Origin of the sequence: Saccharibacillus kuerlensis DSM 22868, from assembly GCF_000378145.1 — a bacterium.
GTDB classification, from domain to species: domain Bacteria; phylum Bacillota; class Bacilli; order Paenibacillales; family Paenibacillaceae; genus Saccharibacillus; species Saccharibacillus kuerlensis.
Window position 1 is genome coordinate 24,663 of the sequence record NZ_KB899286.1, and the last position, 17,920, is coordinate 42,582.

The 17,920-nt window shown below is 51.3% G+C and carries 15 protein-coding genes and 1 tRNA gene; 1 reads left to right on the forward strand and 15 read right to left on the reverse strand.

The window, feature by feature from the left end; translation table 11 throughout:
• Positions 1-5: 5 nt before the first annotated feature.
• From hemB to F456_RS0111895, 14 genes are all read right to left on the reverse strand, one after another.
• The gene (hemB, locus tag F456_RS0111830) at positions 6-1,013 is read right to left on the reverse strand and encodes a porphobilinogen synthase (RefSeq protein ID WP_018977246.1); all 1,008 of its coding nucleotides are present in this window, start codon (positions 1,011-1,013) and stop codon (positions 6-8) included.
• Between the two features lie 59 nt (positions 1,014-1,072).
• A complete protein-coding gene (gene cobA / locus F456_RS0111835; RefSeq protein ID WP_026293838.1) occupies positions 1,073-2,611 on the reverse strand; it encodes a uroporphyrinogen-III C-methyltransferase in 1,539 nt (512 codons plus the stop codon).
• 8 nt (positions 2,612-2,619) lie between these two features.
• Complete coding sequence (gene hemC, locus F456_RS0111840) at positions 2,620-3,552, reverse strand: hydroxymethylbilane synthase (RefSeq protein ID WP_018977248.1); 933 nt, start codon at positions 3,550-3,552, stop codon at positions 2,620-2,622.
• Between the two features lie 4 nt (positions 3,553-3,556).
• Complete coding sequence (locus F456_RS0111845) at positions 3,557-4,204, reverse strand: precorrin-2 dehydrogenase/sirohydrochlorin ferrochelatase family protein (RefSeq protein WP_018977249.1); 648 nt, start codon at positions 4,202-4,204, stop codon at positions 3,557-3,559.
• A gap of 6 nt (positions 4,205-4,210) precedes the next feature.
• On the reverse strand, positions 4,211-5,038 hold the full coding sequence (ccsA, locus tag F456_RS0111850) for a cytochrome c biogenesis protein CcsA (protein ID WP_018977250.1): 828 nt from the start codon (positions 5,036-5,038) through the stop codon (positions 4,211-4,213).
• A gap of 13 nt (positions 5,039-5,051) precedes the next feature.
• A complete protein-coding gene (hemA, locus tag F456_RS0111855) occupies positions 5,052-6,407 on the reverse strand; it encodes a glutamyl-tRNA reductase (RefSeq protein ID WP_018977251.1) in 1,356 nt (451 codons plus the stop codon).
• A 149-nt stretch (positions 6,408-6,556) separates the two neighbouring features.
• A complete protein-coding gene (locus F456_RS0111860) occupies positions 6,557-7,144 on the reverse strand; it encodes a hypothetical protein (RefSeq protein ID WP_018977252.1) in 588 nt (195 codons plus the stop codon).
• 171 nt (positions 7,145-7,315) lie between these two features.
• A complete protein-coding gene (gene yihA / locus F456_RS0111865; RefSeq protein WP_018977253.1) occupies positions 7,316-7,999 on the reverse strand; it encodes a ribosome biogenesis GTP-binding protein YihA/YsxC in 684 nt (227 codons plus the stop codon).
• 121 nt (positions 8,000-8,120) lie between these two features.
• Positions 8,121-10,499 (reverse strand): endopeptidase La, encoded by a 2,379-nt coding sequence (lon, locus tag F456_RS0111870; RefSeq protein ID WP_018977254.1) that lies wholly within the window; start codon positions 10,497-10,499, stop codon positions 8,121-8,123.
• Between the two features lie 219 nt (positions 10,500-10,718).
• Positions 10,719-11,861 carry a flavodoxin-dependent (E)-4-hydroxy-3-methylbut-2-enyl-diphosphate synthase gene (gene ispG, locus F456_RS0111875; RefSeq protein WP_018977255.1) on the reverse strand — a complete coding sequence of 381 codons (1,143 nt, stop codon included), beginning with the start codon at positions 11,859-11,861 and terminating at the stop codon, positions 10,719-10,721.
• A 160-nt stretch (positions 11,862-12,021) separates the two neighbouring features.
• The gene (clpX, locus tag F456_RS0111880) at positions 12,022-13,275 is read right to left on the reverse strand and encodes an ATP-dependent protease ATP-binding subunit ClpX (RefSeq protein WP_018977256.1); all 1,254 of its coding nucleotides are present in this window, start codon (positions 13,273-13,275) and stop codon (positions 12,022-12,024) included.
• Positions 13,276-13,294: 19 nt separating this feature from the next.
• The gene (clpP, locus tag F456_RS0111885) at positions 13,295-13,885 is read right to left on the reverse strand and encodes an ATP-dependent Clp endopeptidase proteolytic subunit ClpP (protein WP_018977257.1); all 591 of its coding nucleotides are present in this window, start codon (positions 13,883-13,885) and stop codon (positions 13,295-13,297) included.
• Between the two features lie 247 nt (positions 13,886-14,132).
• A complete protein-coding gene (tig, locus tag F456_RS0111890) occupies positions 14,133-15,449 on the reverse strand; it encodes a trigger factor (RefSeq protein WP_018977258.1) in 1,317 nt (438 codons plus the stop codon).
• 173 nt (positions 15,450-15,622) lie between these two features.
• On the reverse strand, positions 15,623-16,465 hold the full coding sequence (locus F456_RS0111895) for a hypothetical protein (RefSeq protein ID WP_018977259.1): 843 nt from the start codon (positions 16,463-16,465) through the stop codon (positions 15,623-15,625).
• A gap of 308 nt (positions 16,466-16,773) precedes the next feature.
• Here F456_RS0111895 and F456_RS0111900 point away from each other — a divergent pair.
• Positions 16,774-16,847 (forward strand) — tRNA-Arg (locus F456_RS0111900).
• Positions 16,848-17,013: 166 nt separating this feature from the next.
• Here the strand turns inward: F456_RS0111900 and F456_RS22460 are convergent.
• Positions 17,014-17,595, reverse strand: a complete 582-nt coding sequence (locus F456_RS22460) for a copper amine oxidase N-terminal domain-containing protein (protein WP_018977260.1) — start codon at positions 17,593-17,595, stop codon at positions 17,014-17,016.
• Positions 17,596-17,920 lie beyond the last annotated feature (325 nt).

Below are 17,920 nucleotides of genomic sequence, written 5' to 3' on the forward strand. Positions count from 1 at the left end.
AAAGATCAATTCCGTTCCTCGCGCAGCCAGCGGGCCGCATCTTTGGAATGATACGTGATAATAATGTCCGCTCCCGCGCGTTTCAAGCCGGTCAACAGCTCCAGTACGATGCCTTTTTCATTGACCCAGCCGTTGGCCGAAGCTGCTTTGACCATCGAATATTCGCCGCTGACGTTATACGCAACAAGCGGAAGATCAAATTCGTTTTTGATTGTACGAATAATGTCCATATAAGCCAATGCCGGCTTAACCATCAGCATATCCGCACCTTCCAATACATCGCTTTCCGCTTCGCGGATCGCTTCCAGGGCATTGGCGGGATCCATCTGATACGTTTTGCGGTCGCCAAACTGCGGCGTCGATTCGGCAGCTTCGCGGAACGGACCATAGAATGCCGAAGCGTATTTGACCGAATAAGCCATAATCGGAATCTGCTCATATCCTGCGGCGTCTAGACCTTCGCGAATCGCCTGAACATAACCGTCCATCATGTTCGACGGCGCAATAATATCCGCTCCCGCTTCCACCTGCGCTACCGCTGTACGTACAAGCAGATCCAGCGATTCGTCGTTCAGCACGTCACCGTGAATATGGCCGTCGCGTTCGAACGTATGCACCATGCCGCAGTGACCGTGATCGGTAAATTCGCACAGACATGTATCCGCTACGACCAGCAGATCCGGATACCATCCCTTGATTTTGCGTGTCGCCTGCTGAATAATTCCGTCCTGCGCATAAGCTTCCGTTCCCAGGCTGTCCTTCGTTTCGGGAATACCGAACAAAATAACCGCTTTGATACCCAGTTCCACAATTTCATCCACTTCGCCTCGCAGCGTATCCAACGAAAACTGATATACACCCGGCATGGATCCGATTTCGTTTTTGACGCCTTCGCCGTAAGTAACGAAGATCGGCATAATAAAATCATCCGCGCTGATCGCCGTTTCGCGTACCATACTGCGCAAAGCCGCCGTACGGCGGAGACGACGATGTCTGACTGTTGGAAATGCCATGTGAAAAGACCCCTTTTTCATCAAGAATCCCGAGTCCGCGGACCCGGGTACGTTCATTTCTACTTACCCGTTTTCCAATCACACAGAACGCGGATCAAACCTTCGATTGTCGCTTCCTCTGCCATCAATTCGACGTTTAAGCCAGCTTCCTGCGCCGTTTTCGCCGTTTGCGGGCCTATGCAGGCAATCGCTGTCCGGTTAAGCAGCTCTACGGCATTCTCTTCGCCCATACGCTTCAGAACAGTTAGCAGATTGCGCACAGTCGACGAGCTGGTAAAAGTCACTGCGTGAATCTTGCCGTCCTGCAGTAGATCCAGCAGTTCCTCATCGTCTTCCCCGGTCAAAATCGTCTCGTAAGTATCCAGCTCTGTAACGTTCAGCCCCCGGCTCCGCAGCGTCTCCGGCAGCCAACCGCGCGCCAGGTCGCCTCTTGGAAGCAGAGCACGCTGACCGGCAAGCAGGTGCTCGCCGTAAGCCGCGATCATGCCTTCCGCATCGAACTGCTCCGGCGGCGCTTCGCTGCGAATACCTCGCGCTCTCAAAGCCTCAATCGTTGCCGGACCGACAGCCGCGATACGCGCGCGATGCAGCGAGCGGACGTCCATGCCTTCGTTGTCCAGGTGGCGGAAAAAGTATTCGACGCCGTTAACGCTGGTGAAAAACAGCCAGTCATAGCTTTCAATCGCATCAAAAGCTTCGCGGATCGGACGAAGTTTGTCCTCGCCTTCCGGCATAATTGTCTCGATGACCGGAAATTCGTATGGTTCTCCGCCAAGCTCCTCAATCCGGTCAACCAACTCGCTGGCCTGACTGCGCGCACGCGTAACAAGAATACGACGACCGAACAGCGGCATCTGCTCCGCCCACTGCAGCCGTTCCCGCTGACCGACCACATCGCCGACCACAATGACAGCCGGCGGTTTGAAGTCGCGTTCGGCAACTTTATCCGCAATGTCTTCAAGCGTGCCGACCAGTGTCTCCTGTTCGGCACGCGTACCCCAACGGATCAGTGCCACAGGCGTCGAAGCCGGACGGCCGTGCTTCAACAACTGCGCTGAAATATGTCCAATTTGTGCAACGCCCATCATGAATACCAATGTCCCCGTCGCGTTCGTCACTTTATCCCATTTAATCATTTTGTCCATTTTATCAGGATGCTCATGTCCTGTAATAACGGAGAACGATGAAGCGATATTCCGGTGCGTTACCGGGATACCAGCATAAGCGGGAACAGCAATCGAAGAGGTAATGCCCGGTACGATCTCGTATTCGATATCATGTTTGCGCAGTTCTTCAGCTTCTTCTCCGACACGTCCGAATACGGTGGGGTCTCCACCTTTAAGTCGAACCACGATATGACCTTCGAGCGCCAATTCAACCAGCAGTTTGTTGATGTCTTCCTGCTTCATTGTATGGCGCTCTGTTCGCTTGCCGACGTAGATTTTACGTGCGCCGGGCTTCATCTGCCGCAATAGGCGTGGGCTTGCCAAGCGATCATATACGATAACATCCGCTTTCTTGATGCACTCCAGTCCTTTGAGCGTAATAAGCTTCGCATCCCCAGGACCTGCTCCGACCAAATAGACTTTTCCCTTCAACAATACGCTCAGCCCCTTGCCTGTTCGAGAATCTCGTCCGCACCCTTATCCGCCAGCATACGGGCAACTTCACGTCCCAGCGCTTCGGGATCAGTTCCGCTTGCAGACTCTTTCAGCAGCAGGCTACCGTCAGGCTTGCCGACCATACCTGTGAGATGGACCGATTGTCTGTCTTCGCTCAATACAGCATAAGCGCCGATCGGTACCTGACAGCCTCCATTGAGCGAAGCCAGCAGCGAACGTTCGGCCGCTACGGTACGAGCTGTATCTCCATCCTGATAACGGCCGAGAAGCTCCAGCAGCTCATGATCGTTCTCGCGGCATTCGATGCCGAGCGCCCCCTGACCAACGGCCGGAAGGCAGACATCTACAGGAATATAGGAGGTAATCCGATCTTCCCAGCCCATCCGTTTAAGACCGGCGGCAGCTAGCAGAATGGCGTCGAACCCTTCGGTCTCCAGCTTGCGCAGACGGGAATCGATATTGCCCCGAATCCAATCCAACTTCAAATCCGGCCGGTAAGCCAGAAGCTGACTGGAACGACGCAGGCTGCTTGTACCGACTTTCGCCCCAAGGGGAAGACCGTCCAAATCGACGCCTTCGCGGGAAATCAGACAATCGCGCGGGTCTTGGCGCAGCGGCACGGCACCGTTGATCAATCCTTCCGGCAGCACGGAAGGCATATCTTTCATGCTGTGCACCGCCATGTCGATCTCTCCATCAAGCAAAGCTTGTTCAATTTCTTTTACAAACAGCCCTTTGCCGCCAACTTTGGACAGGGTAACATCAAGAATCCGGTCGCCTTTGGTTACAATCTTTTTCACCTCGAAACAAACGTCCAGGTTCAATTCGCCTGCCAATTCTTCCAGTGCCGCAATGACCTGATTCGTCTGAGTCAAAGCCAGTGCACTTTGTCTCGATCCTACTATAATTGTACGCATCCCACTACTCCTCCCGCTCTCTCGCAATCCATGCGGCAGCCTCTATATCGCTCCACGGCACGAATCTGTCTTGTCTAATCTGGTTCAGTATATCGGTTTCCGTCAGTTTTCGCATCAAACGATGCCGAATTTCCGGTTCATCCACGGTTTCTCTGACCTTGCAGCGCATAAAATAAAGAAACTCGGCGTACGTTTCGTATTCTTCGCCGAAACGTTCGTCGAGTTCCCGAATCAGCGCAGACGCTGCGGAAGGCCCGGCTCCGGAGGTCGAAGCCGCTACAATCAATCTTCCTCTCCGCAGTACGGCCGGATGAATAAAATTCCCTGCCTGAGCGCGGCTGGCCACATTCACAAGCGTTCCCACCCGGTGCGCCGCCTCAGCCAAACGTTCGTTCAATGCCTCGTCGCCGCTGGCTGCGTAGATAATCCGGTAATCCGAAATATCTTCTTCCGAAGCTTCCCGTCTGATCCATCGCAGCTGTCCGGCTTCCTCCATTTTCAAAATATCGGACCCCGCATGAGGACTGATCACGGTAAGATCCGCGCCGGCAGCGACCAACTGTCCCGCCTTACGGCCCGCAATTTTCCCGCCGCCGACAAGCAGCACCTTCATCTCCCGTACATCCAGCATAATTGGCATATACTCCGTCAACGCTGCTCAGCCCCCATTCCACTTGTGATACTCGGAAAATGCGTTGCTCAGCAGGTTGATAATGACGAGCGCATAACCGACCAACGTCCACTTTGCAATTGAAAAACCGGAATACTTGCGCGTGCGCTTCAGCATAAAATACAATCCGTAAACCGAAAGCGCCGCAAAAGTCGTGATCCCTTTCACGTCAAGCAGCATTTCCCAGCGCTTCTGTGCCACAATCAGCAAAAATGCGACCAACAGAGACACAATCAGCAGCGGCGTTCCCGTAAGTACGGATACATGCGCCCAGCGCTCTGTTTGTTCAAGACTTGGCAGCCGCCGAATCGTGTCATTCCATTTCTTTTTCTTAAGCATCGCATATAAAAAGAGATAAAGAATGCCGAATACGGCCGCAATCGTCAACGCCACAAGGCTGAGATTCGCCAGTACCACATGCAAAATCAGCAGCAGCTGCTGGGTATAGCCAATGTGTTCGGCATGCTCGCCGACCGGAAACCAAAACTCGTTTAGCACACTGGCTGTAAAACCAACAATGCCGAGCAGCAGGACAACAAATTCCGCTTTTTGCGTCAGTGCAAGCCCAAAACCTGCCGCTGTCAGTACAAAAACAAACAAGAACAAAAAGTCATATACGGAGAAAAGCGGTATCCGGCCTTCAAGTACAACACGTACGATAATAACCGAGAACTGCAGCAGTGCTGTAAAACCAAGAAGCCCTGTGCCGATCCGCCGGGATCTCACGCTGCGGCTTACGCAGTCGGAGAAATAGAACAGAAGGCTCAGGGCATAAATGTAAATCATTAACTCAATTAAACTCGCAAGCAGCAGCATGCCGTTCACCCGCCTAGAGGACTGCCGAACGCAGATTGAAAACAGGATTGTCCGCAGTCGATTTTACCGCTTCCTTTGTTTTGGACGGCTCAGCTTCTTCCAGCCTCGATTCCAATGCGAAAATCTTTGTGAACATATCGAGAGCTTCGGCACCATCCCGCTCCGCCGCCATCTCTTTGACCCGATTGATCGGATCGTGCATCATCTGATTGGCTACGCTCTTCATCAATCGACCGATGACTTTGCGCTGGCGCTCATCGAGCTCCGGCAGCTTGTTGAACAGACTTTCGAGCGTTTCTTGATGAATATCGGTTGCTTTATCCTGCAGGGCGCGAATCACCGGACGTACACCCAGCGTCTTCAACCAACCGTAGAATTGGTCCGATTCCTGCGCGATCATCCGCTCAATCTTGACTGCTTCGGCACGACGAAGCTCCATGTTGCTTTCTACAATGCCTTCCAGGTCGTCGATATCATACAGGAACACGCCGGGAAGTTCGGCAATCTTGGGATCGATATTACGCGGCACAGCGATGTCGATCATAAACAGCGGACGCGAACGTCTTGCCGCCGACAGAGCCTTCACCTGCTCACGAGTCAGCACATAGTCCGAAGCTCCAGTAGAACTGATCACAATGTCGACTTCCCCAAGCATGGCGACGCCTTCGTCCAGCGTACAGGGAATACCATTGAATTTGAACGCAAGTTCACGCGCCTTCTCCAACGTACGGTTGGCGACGATCACCTGTGCCGCTCCACTCGAATATAGATGCTTGACCGTCAGCTCGCTCATTTTTCCCGCGCCGAGGATCAGTACTTTTTTATCTGTAAACATACCAAAAATCCGCTTGCCGAGTTCAATCGCCGCATAGCTGACCGAAACGGCATTTTCACCGATTGACGTCTCCGAATGAGCACGCTTGCCCAATGTGACGGCCTGTTTGAAGAGCATATTAAACCACGTACCGGTCGCTTTCTCGGCTTGAGCAGTCAAAAACGCCTGCTTAACCTGACCGAGAATCTGCGTCTCGCCAAGCACCATCGAATCGAGTCCGCAGACTACTTTCATCAAGTGTTCAACCGCTCGCTCGTCTTCGTGCATATAAAGGTGCTGTGTAAAATCGGCTTTGGGAATACCGAACCACTGCTCCATGAAATTGCGAATATAAAAAGCGCACATGTGCAGCCGGTCCACTACGACGTACAACTCGGTCCGGTTGCAGGTCCCCACAATAACGCCTTCAAGGACGCTTTTCGTTTCTTTCAGCCGACACAGCGCCTCCGAAAGGTCCTGTTCCGCAATGGTAAACCGTTCTCTGATGTCGACTGGAGCTGTTCGGTAATTCAACCCGACTACCATGATGTGCATAAAAAGTTCACCGCCTGATCTGAAATTGCTACTGAGTAGTTACTGGAATGTTGAACTGGAAACTATATAAAGTATATCACAACACTTTGATTCATTTTGGCAAATTAAATGAAATGTTTATGAATGTTTAGCGAAGCTTAACCGCTGATTCACGCTTCCAATATAAATAAACGTCTGCACTCTTCGTGCAGCAGCTTATCGATGCCCATAATCTCTGCGGCTTCCACAGCCGATAATCTGCAGTCGAGCAGCAAATCCACTCGTGCACGGATACGCTCGATCTCCCTTTCAATATCGGTTGACCGGAAGCGATATTCAAGCTCCGGGATCTGATCGCGATGTTCGAACACCAACCGGCTTGTGCCGGCATTCAATTCGATAATGCGACGTACCGCACCTTCCGCGTAGAAATCGAGCATGACGAAGCCCGGATAAATCCGTCGAACCATACCGTCTCCTTTGAACGCAACAAACAGTCTTCGGATGAGAGAGGTCAGACGGGGATTGCTGAGACGAAAAGAGAGCTCGCAAACAAAAAGGTTGCGATAACGATCAAGCGGCAGATTCGCTGCCTCACCGTTCTCATCTTCAAGCACAATCTCACGGCTTCCGTTATCCAGTATCCGAACACGATGATGAACATGCGGATCTTGAATATGCTGAATGAATTTCGACATTTGGCTTTCCGGCAGCAGTAAACGGGCTTTCACAAATTCTGTAGCTAATCGCTGCGCCATGGCGTTCTCCTCGATTCCTCAGAATGGGCAAAGAAGTTTATTACTATTATACCCATTCCACGCAAAAAGACGGCTCCACTAGCGGAACCGTCTACCCTGCATATTCGCCGATTCAAAGCTGTTAAACCGTTTTTGAAAGCGTTTTATTTCTTTTCGCTCCCAATTGCTCTTTTATTCTTCCATTTCTGTTTCGTAACCGATCTCTTCACCGTTTTCTTCTTCACCAGCCGCCTCTTCAGCTTCGACCGCACGCTCTTCAAGCGTCTTCAGTGTGCCCAAGTAACCTTCAATAATCGTCCACAATTCTTCTTTGCCCATATCGGTTTCCGAAGAGAACATGACAAACGGATCTCCCGGACGCATGCCCAAATCCTGCTTGATGACTTTGGCGTGCTTTTGCCAGCGGGTCTTGGGCACTTTGTCGGCTTTGGTCGTCACCACGCAAATCGGGCGATCATAATGAGTCAACCATTCGTACATCATAATATCGTCTTTGCTCGGCGGATGACGAAGATCGACTACCATCAGCACAAGCTTCAGCGTTTCGCGCTCCAGCATGTAGCGTTCGATCATCTGTCCCCATACTTCGCGCTGCTGCTTCGACACCTTGGCAAAACCGTAGCCGGGAAAGTCGACAAAAAAGAACGATTGGTTAATCAGATAATAATTCATATGCTGCGTCTTTCCGGGTACAGAACTGGTTCGCGCCAGGTTTTTACGCCGCAGCAAACGATTGATCAACGACGACTTGCCTACATTGGAACGTCCGGCCAGTGCAATCTCCGGCAGGCCATCCTCAGGGTACTGCGCCGGTCCGACGGCGCTGAGCTTGAATTCCGAACTTGTAACATTCATGATTTAAAAATTCCTCTCCCGGATTTCGCGGGGCCATTCTCGGAAGAATCTCCCCGCAACCCTTGTAGCTTCTGGGATCGATCGGGGCTCCGATCATCGAAATGCCCCAATCGCCATAATTTTAATGCGTTTTTGCTTGAAACTCGGATGCTTCCGCCGCAGGCGGCTCAATCACTTCAGGTGTCAGCGCATGCTCCAGCACTTCGTCCATATGAGAGACCGGTACAAACTCTATGGCTTCTTTTACACTTTCGGGAATATCCCGAAGGTCGCGCTCGTTATCCATTGGAAGCAGCACTTTCTTGTACCCTGCACGATGTGCAGCGAGCGACTTCTCTTTGAGCCCGCCAATCGGCAGCACTCGCCCGCGCAGCGTCACTTCTCCAGTCATTGCCACGTCCTTGGATACAGCCCGGCCCGTGAGCGCTGAGATCAGCGCAGTCGCCAGCGTTATCCCCGCTGACGGCCCATCCTTCGGCACAGCGCCCTCTGGAATATGAATATGCACATCGTTCTTCTCATAGAAGCTGCCGTCAATCCCAAGCTGATCTGCCCGAGAACGTGTGTAACTGAATGCCGCTTGAGCGGATTCCTTCATCACATCGCCCAGTTTGCCGGTTAACGTCAATTTACCGCTGCCCGGCAGAACGCTGACTTCGATCGTTAACGTTTCGCCACCAACTTCCGTCCAGGCCAGCCCTGTTGCACTTCCTACCTGGTCTTCCGCTTCGGCAAGCCCATAACGGAATTTCGCATTACCGAGATAGTCTTTCAACGAATCCGCAGTTACTTCGATTCGTTCGCTCTCTCCGGATACAAGCCGCTTGGCTGCCTTTCGGCAGATTGCCGCAATTTGCTGTTCCAGATTACGAACGCCCGACTCGCGTGTATACTGGCGAATAATCTGCAGCAGTCCTTCCTGCGGCAGATTCAGCTGTTCTTCGCTCAAACCGTGCTCGCGCTTCTGCTTAGGCAGCAGATAGCGATCGGAGATTTCCAGCTTTTCCAGCTCTGTATACCCCGGAATATTTAAGATCTCCATTCGATCAAGCAGCGGTCTCGGAATGCCCTGCAGCATATTGGCCGTCGTCACAAACATCACTTTGGACAAATCGTAAGGAAGTTCAACAAAATGGTCACTGAACGTATTATTCTGCTCGGGATCAAGTACTTCAAGCAGCGCCGCAGACGGATCGCCGCGGAAGTCCGAAGCCATTTTGTCGATCTCGTCGAGCAAAAATACTGGATTTGAGCTGCCTGCTGTCCGCATACCCTGGAGAATACGTCCCGGCATGGCGCCTACGTAAGTCCGGCGGTGACCGCGGATTTCCGCTTCGTCACGCACCCCACCCAACGAAACGCGTACAAATTCACGACCCAGCGAACGGGCAATCGAACGGGCCAACGACGTTTTACCGACGCCTGGAGGTCCTACCAGACAGAGAATAGGTCCCTTCAGCTTCTTAACGAGCTGCTGTACGGCCAGATATTCCAGCACACGCTCCTTCGGCTTCTCCAGGCCATAGTGATCTTCGTTGAGGATCTCCTCAGCCCGGGTAATATCCAATACATCCTCGGTTTCTTTACCCCATGGAAGAGCAAGCAGCCAATCGACATAGCCGCGGATAATGCTTCCTTCTGCAGCGCTTGTCGGCATACGCTCCAGCCGATCGATTTCTTTTTTGATACGTTCGTAGACTTTCTCGGGGAATTCGCCATTCTCCAACTGCTCCCGCAGTTCTTCGACCTCCCCGGCCCGTCCTTCTTTTTCGCCAAGCTCTTTTTGAATCGCCTTCATTTGTTCGCGCAGGTAATACTCCTTCTGCGTCTTCTCCATCTGCTTCTTCACACGCTGGCCAATTTTGCGCTCCAGCTCCAGCACTTCGCGCTCGTTGTTGAGCAGATCAAGCAGCTTTTCCAAACGCGGACGAAAAGGTACGGTTTCCAAAATCGCCTGCTTGTCCTTGATCTTGAGCGGAAGATGGCTGGTGATGACGTCCGCCAGACGCCCTGGTTCATCGATATCTGATACGGCAGCCAGCGTTTCCGGCGTTACTTTTTTGGACAGATTGATGTAATGCTCAAATTGAGTCAGCACGGTGCGCATCAATGCATCAACTTCTGGATCTTCCGTATTGGGCTCCTGAAGTTCTCGGGCATACACTTCGTAGAACTCTGTGTTTTCCTCAACGTACCCCAACACTTCCGCCCGTTCCAGGCCCTCTACCAACACTCGGATCGTGCCGTTAGGCAGCTTGAGCATCTGTCTGACTTTTGCTACCGTACCCATTCGGAATATATCATCCTGCGCCGGTTCCTCGATATTCACCTCGGACTGCGAGCAGAGAAGAATCAAATGATCGTCGACCATTGCCTTTTCCAATGCTTTGACCGATCGTTCCCGTCCGACATCCAAATGAAGCACCATACTCGGATAGACGAGCAGTCCCCGCAAAGGAAGCAACGGAAAACGGCGGTTTTTCTGTTTGTTCAATCCCATCGTTTCCACACCCCCAAAAGGCTTATCGCGCATGATACGTTGAGCGAGCCAAATTGAATGCGCTCAATATAATAAACGGCATGCGGCACTTACGCGTGAGTTCAGTGTAGCATACTGCCGCTTCGCCCCGCAAAACAGAAAGGTTAAACGGCTCCTGTGAAAAAAGGCGGCCTGCCGGGTTTATCCCGCATGCCGCCTGTATTGCATGCTTCCGCCGCCTTACTGTGCAGCTTCCGCTTCTATTTTCGACGCTTTCGGTTGATGACGCTCTTCTCGCCCCGGAATTTTCCCCGTCGCTTCGTACGCCACTACAATTGCATCGATTTCTTTTTTCAGTTCTTCAACCATAATCTCTTCCGGTACCTTCCGGATCATCTTCCCGTAGCGGAACAGCAGGCCTTCGCCTCTCGCGCCGGCAATGCCGATATCCGCTTCGCGGGCTTCACCCGGTCCGTTAACTGCGCATCCCAAGACCGATACCTTAATCGGAACTTTGATCTTGGAAATATACTCTTCGACTTCGTTCGCAATCGAGAAGAGGTCGATATCGAGACGTCCGCAGGTTGGGCATGATACAAGTGTTGCCGCATTGGTAATCAGACCGAAAGTCTTCAGCAGCTCGCGGGCTACCTTAACTTCTTCAACCGGATCGGCGCTGAGCGAGATACGGACCGTTGAACCGATCCCCATAGACAATAGTGCACCGATGCCGGCAGAGCTCTTGATCGTACCGGCATGCAGCGTGCCCGCTTCGGTAATTCCGAGATGCAGCGGATACGGAATCACTTGTGCCGCTTTTCCGTAAGCTTCAATAGCCATCGGTACATCGGACGCTTTCAGCGAGACGATGATATCGTGGAAATCAAGTTCCTCCAGGATACCGATATGGAACAAGGCACTTTCGACCATCGCATCCGCTGTAGGATAACCGTATTTTTCAAGAAGATGATTTTCGAGCGAACCGGCATTAACCCCGATCCGGATCGGAATCCCTTTTTCTTTGCACGCCTTAACGACAGCTTCGACTTTCTCGCGCTTGCCGATATTGCCCGGGTTGATCCGGACTTTATCAATGCCGTTCTCGATCGCTTTCAACGCCAGCTTATAGTTAAAGTGAATATCCGCAACGAGAGGAATATGAATACGCTTTTTGATTTCCTTGATCGCATCCGCCGCTTCATCGTTGTTGACGGTGACGCGTACGACCTGGCAGCCTGCTTCTTCCAGACGAAGAATTTCTGCAACCGTCGCTTCCACATCGGCCGTCTTGGTGGTGCACATGCTCTGAATAATAACTTCATCGCTGCCGCCAATAACCAGGTTGCCCACTTTTACGGGCCGTGTCTGATGTCTTAAATACATTTCATTCGACCTCCAAATCGGAACAAGCAAGATAGCGTCTGCAATAGACGCGCAGTGCAGCTTTCAAAGTCCTCTCGACTTCCCCATACTCACAGCAAACCGGCCAAACCATGTAGGTTGACCGGCTCGGCAGGAGACCTATGTGACCGAAGAGAGAGCCTTAGGCGCTCTCTTCCCGCTTTTTATCTTTGGCGCCAAGTTCCGGAACAACCTTTTCCTTGACGACTTTCTCGGTAATGACACATTCTGTCACATCGTCGCGCGAAGGCACTTCATACATGACGTCGAGCATCAGTCCCTCAATGATCGCTCTCAGACCACGGGCACCCGTGTTGCGCTTGATCGCTTCTTCCGCAATAGCAAGCAGTGCCGCATCTTCGAAGACCAGATTAACGTTGTCCATTTCAAGCAGCTTCTTATACTGCTTGGTCAGAGCGTTTTTCGGCTCGGACAGGATACGAACCAATGTCTCTTCGTCCAGCGGAGCCAGAGTCGAGATAACCGGCAGACGGCCTACAAACTCCGGAATAAGACCGAACTTGAGCAGATCCTCCGGAAGTGCCATCATCAGGTATTCGCCTGCTTTAAGCTCGCGTTGACCTTCGCCTTCCGCATTGAAGCCGATGACTTTTTTGCCGATACGACGCTTGATCAGCTGCTCAAGACCATCAAAGGCTCCGCCGCAGATGAACAGAATGTTTGTTGTATCGATCTGGATAAATTCCTGATGTGGGTGTTTGCGTCCGCCCTGCGGAGGAACGGAAGCGACAGTACCCTCAAGAATTTTCAACAGGGCCTGCTGTACGCCTTCACCCGATACATCGCGCGTAATCGAAGGATTCTCTGACTTGCGGGCTACTTTATCGATTTCATCGATATAGATAATGCCGCGTTCGGCTTTTTCCACATCGTAATCGGCAGCTTGAATCAGTTTGAGCAGAATGTTCTCTACGTCTTCGCCGACATAGCCGGCTTCCGTAAGGGAAGTCGCATCCGCAATGGCAAACGGAACATTCAGAATACGGGCCATCGTCTGCGCAAGCAGCGTTTTACCCGAACCTGTAGGTCCGATCAGCATAATGTTACTCTTCGACAATTCGACGTCTTCCGACTTGCTCTGCGCATTTACGCGCTTATAGTGATTGTACACGGCAACGGACAGCGATTTTTTCGCTTGTTCCTGACCGATAACATACTGGTCGAGAATTGCGCGGATTTCCTGAGGCTTAGGAATATCTTTCAGATCTACTTCTTCTTCATGGCCCAGTTCTTCTTCGACAATCTCCGTGCACAGTTCGATGCATTCATCACAGATGTATACGCCGGGTCCGGCAACCAGCTTGCGTACTTGCTCCTGCGTTTTACCACAGAAGGAGCACTTCAGCTGACCTTTTTCTTCATTAAATTTAAACATCTAACCACCCCTTCGAGGTTTAAGAATTAATCGGTCGCTCAAGAATTTTGTCGATCAGTCCATAAGACTTCGCTTCTTCGGCACTCATGAAGAAGTCGCGGTCTGTGTCCCGCTCGATTTTCTCAAGGGGCTGACCTGTCGTATCCACATAAATCTGGTTCAGCTTCCGCTTGGTCTTGATGATCCAATCTGTATGAATCAAAATGTCCGAAGCTTGACCGCTGACACCGCCAAGCGGCTGGTGAATCATGACTTCGCTGTTCGGAAGCGCAAAGCGCTTACCCGGTGCTCCGGCCGTCAGCAGAAGTGATCCCATGCTTGCCGCCATACCAACACAGATCGTGGATACATCCGGCTTAATGTATTGCATTGTATCATATATACCCATGCCCGCAGTTACAGAACCACCGGGGGAATTAATGTACAAATAGATGTCTTTCTCGGGATCTTCCGCTGCCAAAAACAGCAGTTGAGCGATGATCAGATTGGCTACATGATCGTCGATCGCATCGCCAAGCAAAATAATCCGGTCCTTGAGCAGTCTCGAATAAATATCGTAAGAACGCTCACCGCGGCTCGTTGATTCAATAACTGTAGGGACTAAATTCATGCGATCAACCTCTCTTTCATCAGGGCATTATCTTAAAGCAAATTGATCTTGATCGACTTTGCTTTTATCGTACTCTTCTAGTTTACCATTTTCAAATGCCAATGTCATTTTTCAGCGAAACAATTCACACACTGGGCCGAAACCCAATGAAGAAAACCTGATTTTTGCATAAAAAAACAAAAGGACAAGGCACGCATAAGATCATACGTGCCTTGCCTATGCAAGTCAAGCTATTCGCTTTTGCCTATTACTCGGCAGACTCTTCGGCCGAAACCGCAACTTCCTTACTGTTTTCCAGCAGGAACTCGATTGTTTTGCGCAGAGTAATTTCGTCGTTCAATCCGGAAAGCGAACCGTTCGCTCCCAGGATGCCGCGAATTTCCTCTACGCTGCGTTTGTACATGTCAGCCATCGTCTGCAATTCTTTTTCAACATCCTCTTCGGAAGCCGAAATGTTTGCATCCTTCGCGATCGCTTCCAGTACCAGGTTGTTGCGTACGCGTTTCTCGGCATCGGACTTCATCTGTTCACGCAGATCTTCAGCCGTTTGACCGGAGAAGCTTGTGTACATTTCCAAATTCATGCCTTGTTGGCGCAGACGGTTGTCGAAGTCGCGCATCATGTTCTCAACTTCGCTTTCAACCATTGCTTCCGGAACTTCAACTTCCGCATTTGCTGCTACGGCTTCAACAACTGCGTTTTCACGCGCTGCGTTGCTTTCGTTTTGTTTGCGGTCGGTGATTTGTTTTTTCAGATCTTCCTTGTACTCTTCCAACGTTTCAAATTCGCTTACGTCTTTGGCGAACTCGTCGTCCAGCTCAGGAAGCTGTTTGCGCTTGATTTCATGCAGTTTTACTTTGAAGACAGCTTCTTTGCCAGCCAGTTCGGCAGCATGGTAAGCTTCCGGGAATGTTACGGTAACGTCCTTCGAATCGCCTGTGGACATTCCGACAACCTGCTCTTCAAATCCAGGAATGAACGAACCCGATCCCAGTTCCAGAGAATAGTTCTCTGCTTTTCCGCCTTCGAAAGCTTCGTCGCCTACGTATCCGTCGAAATCGATGGATACTGTGTCGCCGTTAGCTGCCGCTTCTTCGTCTACGACGATCAGCTCGGCATGGCGGCTTTGCAGACGTTCCAGTTCGGATGCGATTTCTTCGTCCGTTACGCTGATTTCGGATACAGGCACTTCCACGCCTTTGTATTCGCCCAGTTTCACTTCCGGTTTAACCGTAACTTTCGCTTTGAATTTCAGCGACTGGCCTTTGCCGAACTGCTCGATATCGATTTCAGGACGATCAACTGGGAAGATCCCAGCTTCTTCTACTGCTTCGCCATAAGCTTCTGGCAGCAAAATATCAATTGCATCATTGTACAGACTTTCTACGCCAAAGCGAGCTTCAAAAATAGACCGCGGCACTTTGCCTTTGCGGAAGCCCGGAACGCTGGCTTTCTTTACGACCTTTTGAAATGCTTTATCAAGCGCAGACGCTACGCGTTCCGCTTCTACTTCGACTTCAAGAACACCAAGGTTCTTCTCCGTTTTTTCCCAACTTGCTTTCATATTAAGTATTCCCCTCCAACAATTAGCTATCAGTAAGTGAATTTATCATACTACTTCCACGTTCGCAATAACCATTCCATCATAACCAAATTCCCTACGGATTTCAAGCGTCGATGCCGATACAGCGCCAAAGGGGAGGCTTTCTGTCAAAAAAACAACCAGTTTTCCGTCCCTTATCGTTTCGAGCCTCCGCGAGAGAATACCCGGAGAGACCGTTCTGCCCGTTCACAGCGAAAACGCAGCTCCCCCGTAATACCGTAAGCCTCACGGATTTGTTCCGCCCGGCCTGCCCCTTCCAGGGTTTCGGATGCTTGGGCATGCAAAGCTGCAGCCCAGGCATCCAATTCGCTTTCTTCGCCTCGGACCAGGTTAACGTAGTCGGCTGTTCCGTAAGCCGCCATCATAAACTGCATCCACAGCTCGCGTGCGAAATAAAACAGCGAGGGATCGCCGCTGTCTGCTTGATCGGCGACCCGCTCCAGTACCTCGTCTACCGCAGGCGGGAAGTCCGCCGGTTCCAACGGGGTTCGTTCGATCTCCAGCTCCAGCGGGATTCCGTCGCGCAGCATGGGAATTACCCCCGAAACACCTCGGCGCTTCAGGGTCTGAAGCACACGAAATTGAATCAGCGGATGCAGGTCTCCGGTCTCCAACCAATGCTTTAGCCGGACATCCGTCTCGGGATCGTCAAGGTACGCCAGCTGTTCCATGGCAATCTGTCCCCGCTCTGTCAGCGGCTGCTCCATTGCTCTTTGGAGAAGCTCACGTTCATAGCCTTCGTTCTCTTGCTTCTTCTCCAACGTACGCCGTCTAAGCGCCTGCGCTTCGCTCTCCACCTCTTGCCCAGCCAATACCGCCTCATTGTTATAAGCATCTGTGGCACCGCCCGGAAAAGCAACACGAAGCCATTCGAGCAGCGTGTTCCATTCTTCCCGCCGCTGCTCGTTCTGTCCTTCGCAGCCAAGCAGAAATTCCAGTGTCTCTATCGCTTCGCCGTAACGCTCGGTTTCCAACAACCGGGTAATCTGCTTCTGGTAATGATCCAGCGTTTTTGGCAGCAGAACAACGCCGCCTTTGCCTTTTTTGTGTGTGGGATCGATAGGTCACCCCTCCTTAGCGTCCAGCCAGCTTCCGCTCGCAAGATCTTTATGAGGCTAAATTATATCATATTCATTACCCTTGCGCTTGAAGTGAAAAAGCGGAATTAAAAAGCATAAGATGTAAGAAAAATATCTCGTTATTTATTGAAGAGGTTTTTTCTAAAAAAACTTGCACTAACCAAGCATTTATGATATATTAATTTCTGTTCTGTTTTTCACTTCTTGTCCCAGTAGCTCAGTTGGATAGAGCATGCGCCTTCTAAGCGCACGGTCGGGGGTTCGAATCCCTCCTGGGACGTAAAAGTAAAGGCTCTCCCTCTGGGAGAGCCTTTTTTGTTCCTATTTGATATTCAAATTGACATTCAAACTTAGCATTCAAAACAAACCGCTTCTTGCTCACCCAAAAGACCGCCTCAATTCGGAATAAACCGAATTGAGGCGGTCTTTAATTTGGCAGCCTTTCATTATCGCAGCGTTGGCGGCTTGGGCGGTGTCGGAACGGTTGGACCGGAAGGGCCCGGTGGCGACACTGGAGGCTGGAATGGCCGGGAAGGCATCGTTGTCGAACCTCCGCTTCCGGATTCATTTTCTTTGGTTAGCATCACTCGGTTGCCATTTTGATCCCACTGCAGCTCGGCATCGAACAGATCGGCGGCGGCTCGGACAGGGATCATGGTCTTGTTTCCGTAGAGCAGCGGTGCGGCATTCATACGGATAGTTTCCCCGTTTTGTCTGGCATTCGCGCTGCCAAGCGTCAGCACATACGTGTCGTTTTCTCTCCCATCTTTAATGGTCACCGTACGCCGGGTTTTATCATATCGAAAGGTGTAGCTGCCGAGCGCCCGAAGATCAGTCAGCGTCAAATAAGTAACGCCATTGCGGACCAGTACATCTCCCGACGTTATTCTCCCGTTTATGTACACAGTGGGATCGGGCTTTGCAGCCAGAGCCTCTGATGGAACTGCTGCGAGCGGCACAATCAGTCCGGCAGCGGCCAAAGTCAGCACTGCGGTCTGAGCGATTTTCTTCATGCGAAATCCCCTCATCACTTCTCCTCCTCTCATTATATCGATTCTTAACCGGGATGCGCGGTCTCTAATCCCTGATCACGAAGATTAGCTTCCGGAGGAAAAGCAACGCCAAAAAGCCGCCCTCCGCCGCAAAATGCGGCAGAAGACGGCATGGCAAACAAGAAGATTTCGATAATAAACCATACATTTTAGAAATGTCTACCGAAGTCAGGCCTGCTTCTTAATTAACTTCTTTTTCAGAGGCGTTGTTGGTCGCTTCAGGCGCATAGAACGTACCTTCAACTTCGACGATGTCGTCTTGGTTCAAGCGGTCCACTTCCACAATTGTACGCGGCGGGTA

Excerpts from the sequence above, each read along its gene's own strand:
- lon (WP_018977254.1), bottom strand. The coding sequence starts at position 10,499 with ATGGGATTGAACAAACAGAAAAACCGCCGTTTTCCGTTGCTTCCTTTG.
- clpX (WP_018977256.1), bottom strand. The coding sequence starts at position 13,275 with ATGTTTAAATTTAATGAAGAAAAAGGTCAGCTGAAGTGCTCCTTCTGT.
- F456_RS22460 (WP_018977260.1), bottom strand. The coding sequence starts at position 17,595 with ATGAGGGGATTTCGCATGAAGAAAATCGCTCAGACCGCAGTGCTGACT.
- hemA (WP_018977251.1), bottom strand. The coding sequence starts at position 6,407 with ATGCACATCATGGTAGTCGGGTTGAATTACCGAACAGCTCCAGTCGAC.
- hemC (WP_018977248.1), bottom strand. The coding sequence starts at position 3,552 with ATGCGTACAATTATAGTAGGATCGAGACAAAGTGCACTGGCTTTGACT.
- hemB (WP_018977246.1), bottom strand. The coding sequence starts at position 1,013 with ATGGCATTTCCAACAGTCAGACATCGTCGTCTCCGCCGTACGGCGGCT.
- ispG (WP_018977255.1), bottom strand. The coding sequence starts at position 11,861 with ATGTATTTAAGACATCAGACACGGCCCGTAAAAGTGGGCAACCTGGTT.
- tig (WP_018977258.1), bottom strand. The coding sequence starts at position 15,449 with ATGAAAGCAAGTTGGGAAAAAACGGAGAAGAACCTTGGTGTTCTTGAA.
- clpP (WP_018977257.1), bottom strand. The coding sequence starts at position 13,885 with ATGAATTTAGTCCCTACAGTTATTGAATCAACGAGCCGCGGTGAGCGT.
- F456_RS0111860 (WP_018977252.1), bottom strand. The coding sequence starts at position 7,144 with ATGGCGCAGCGATTAGCTACAGAATTTGTGAAAGCCCGTTTACTGCTG.
- ccsA (WP_018977250.1), bottom strand. The coding sequence starts at position 5,038 with ATGCTGCTGCTTGCGAGTTTAATTGAGTTAATGATTTACATTTATGCC.
- yihA (WP_018977253.1), bottom strand. The coding sequence starts at position 7,999 with ATGAATGTTACAAGTTCGGAATTCAAGCTCAGCGCCGTCGGACCGGCG.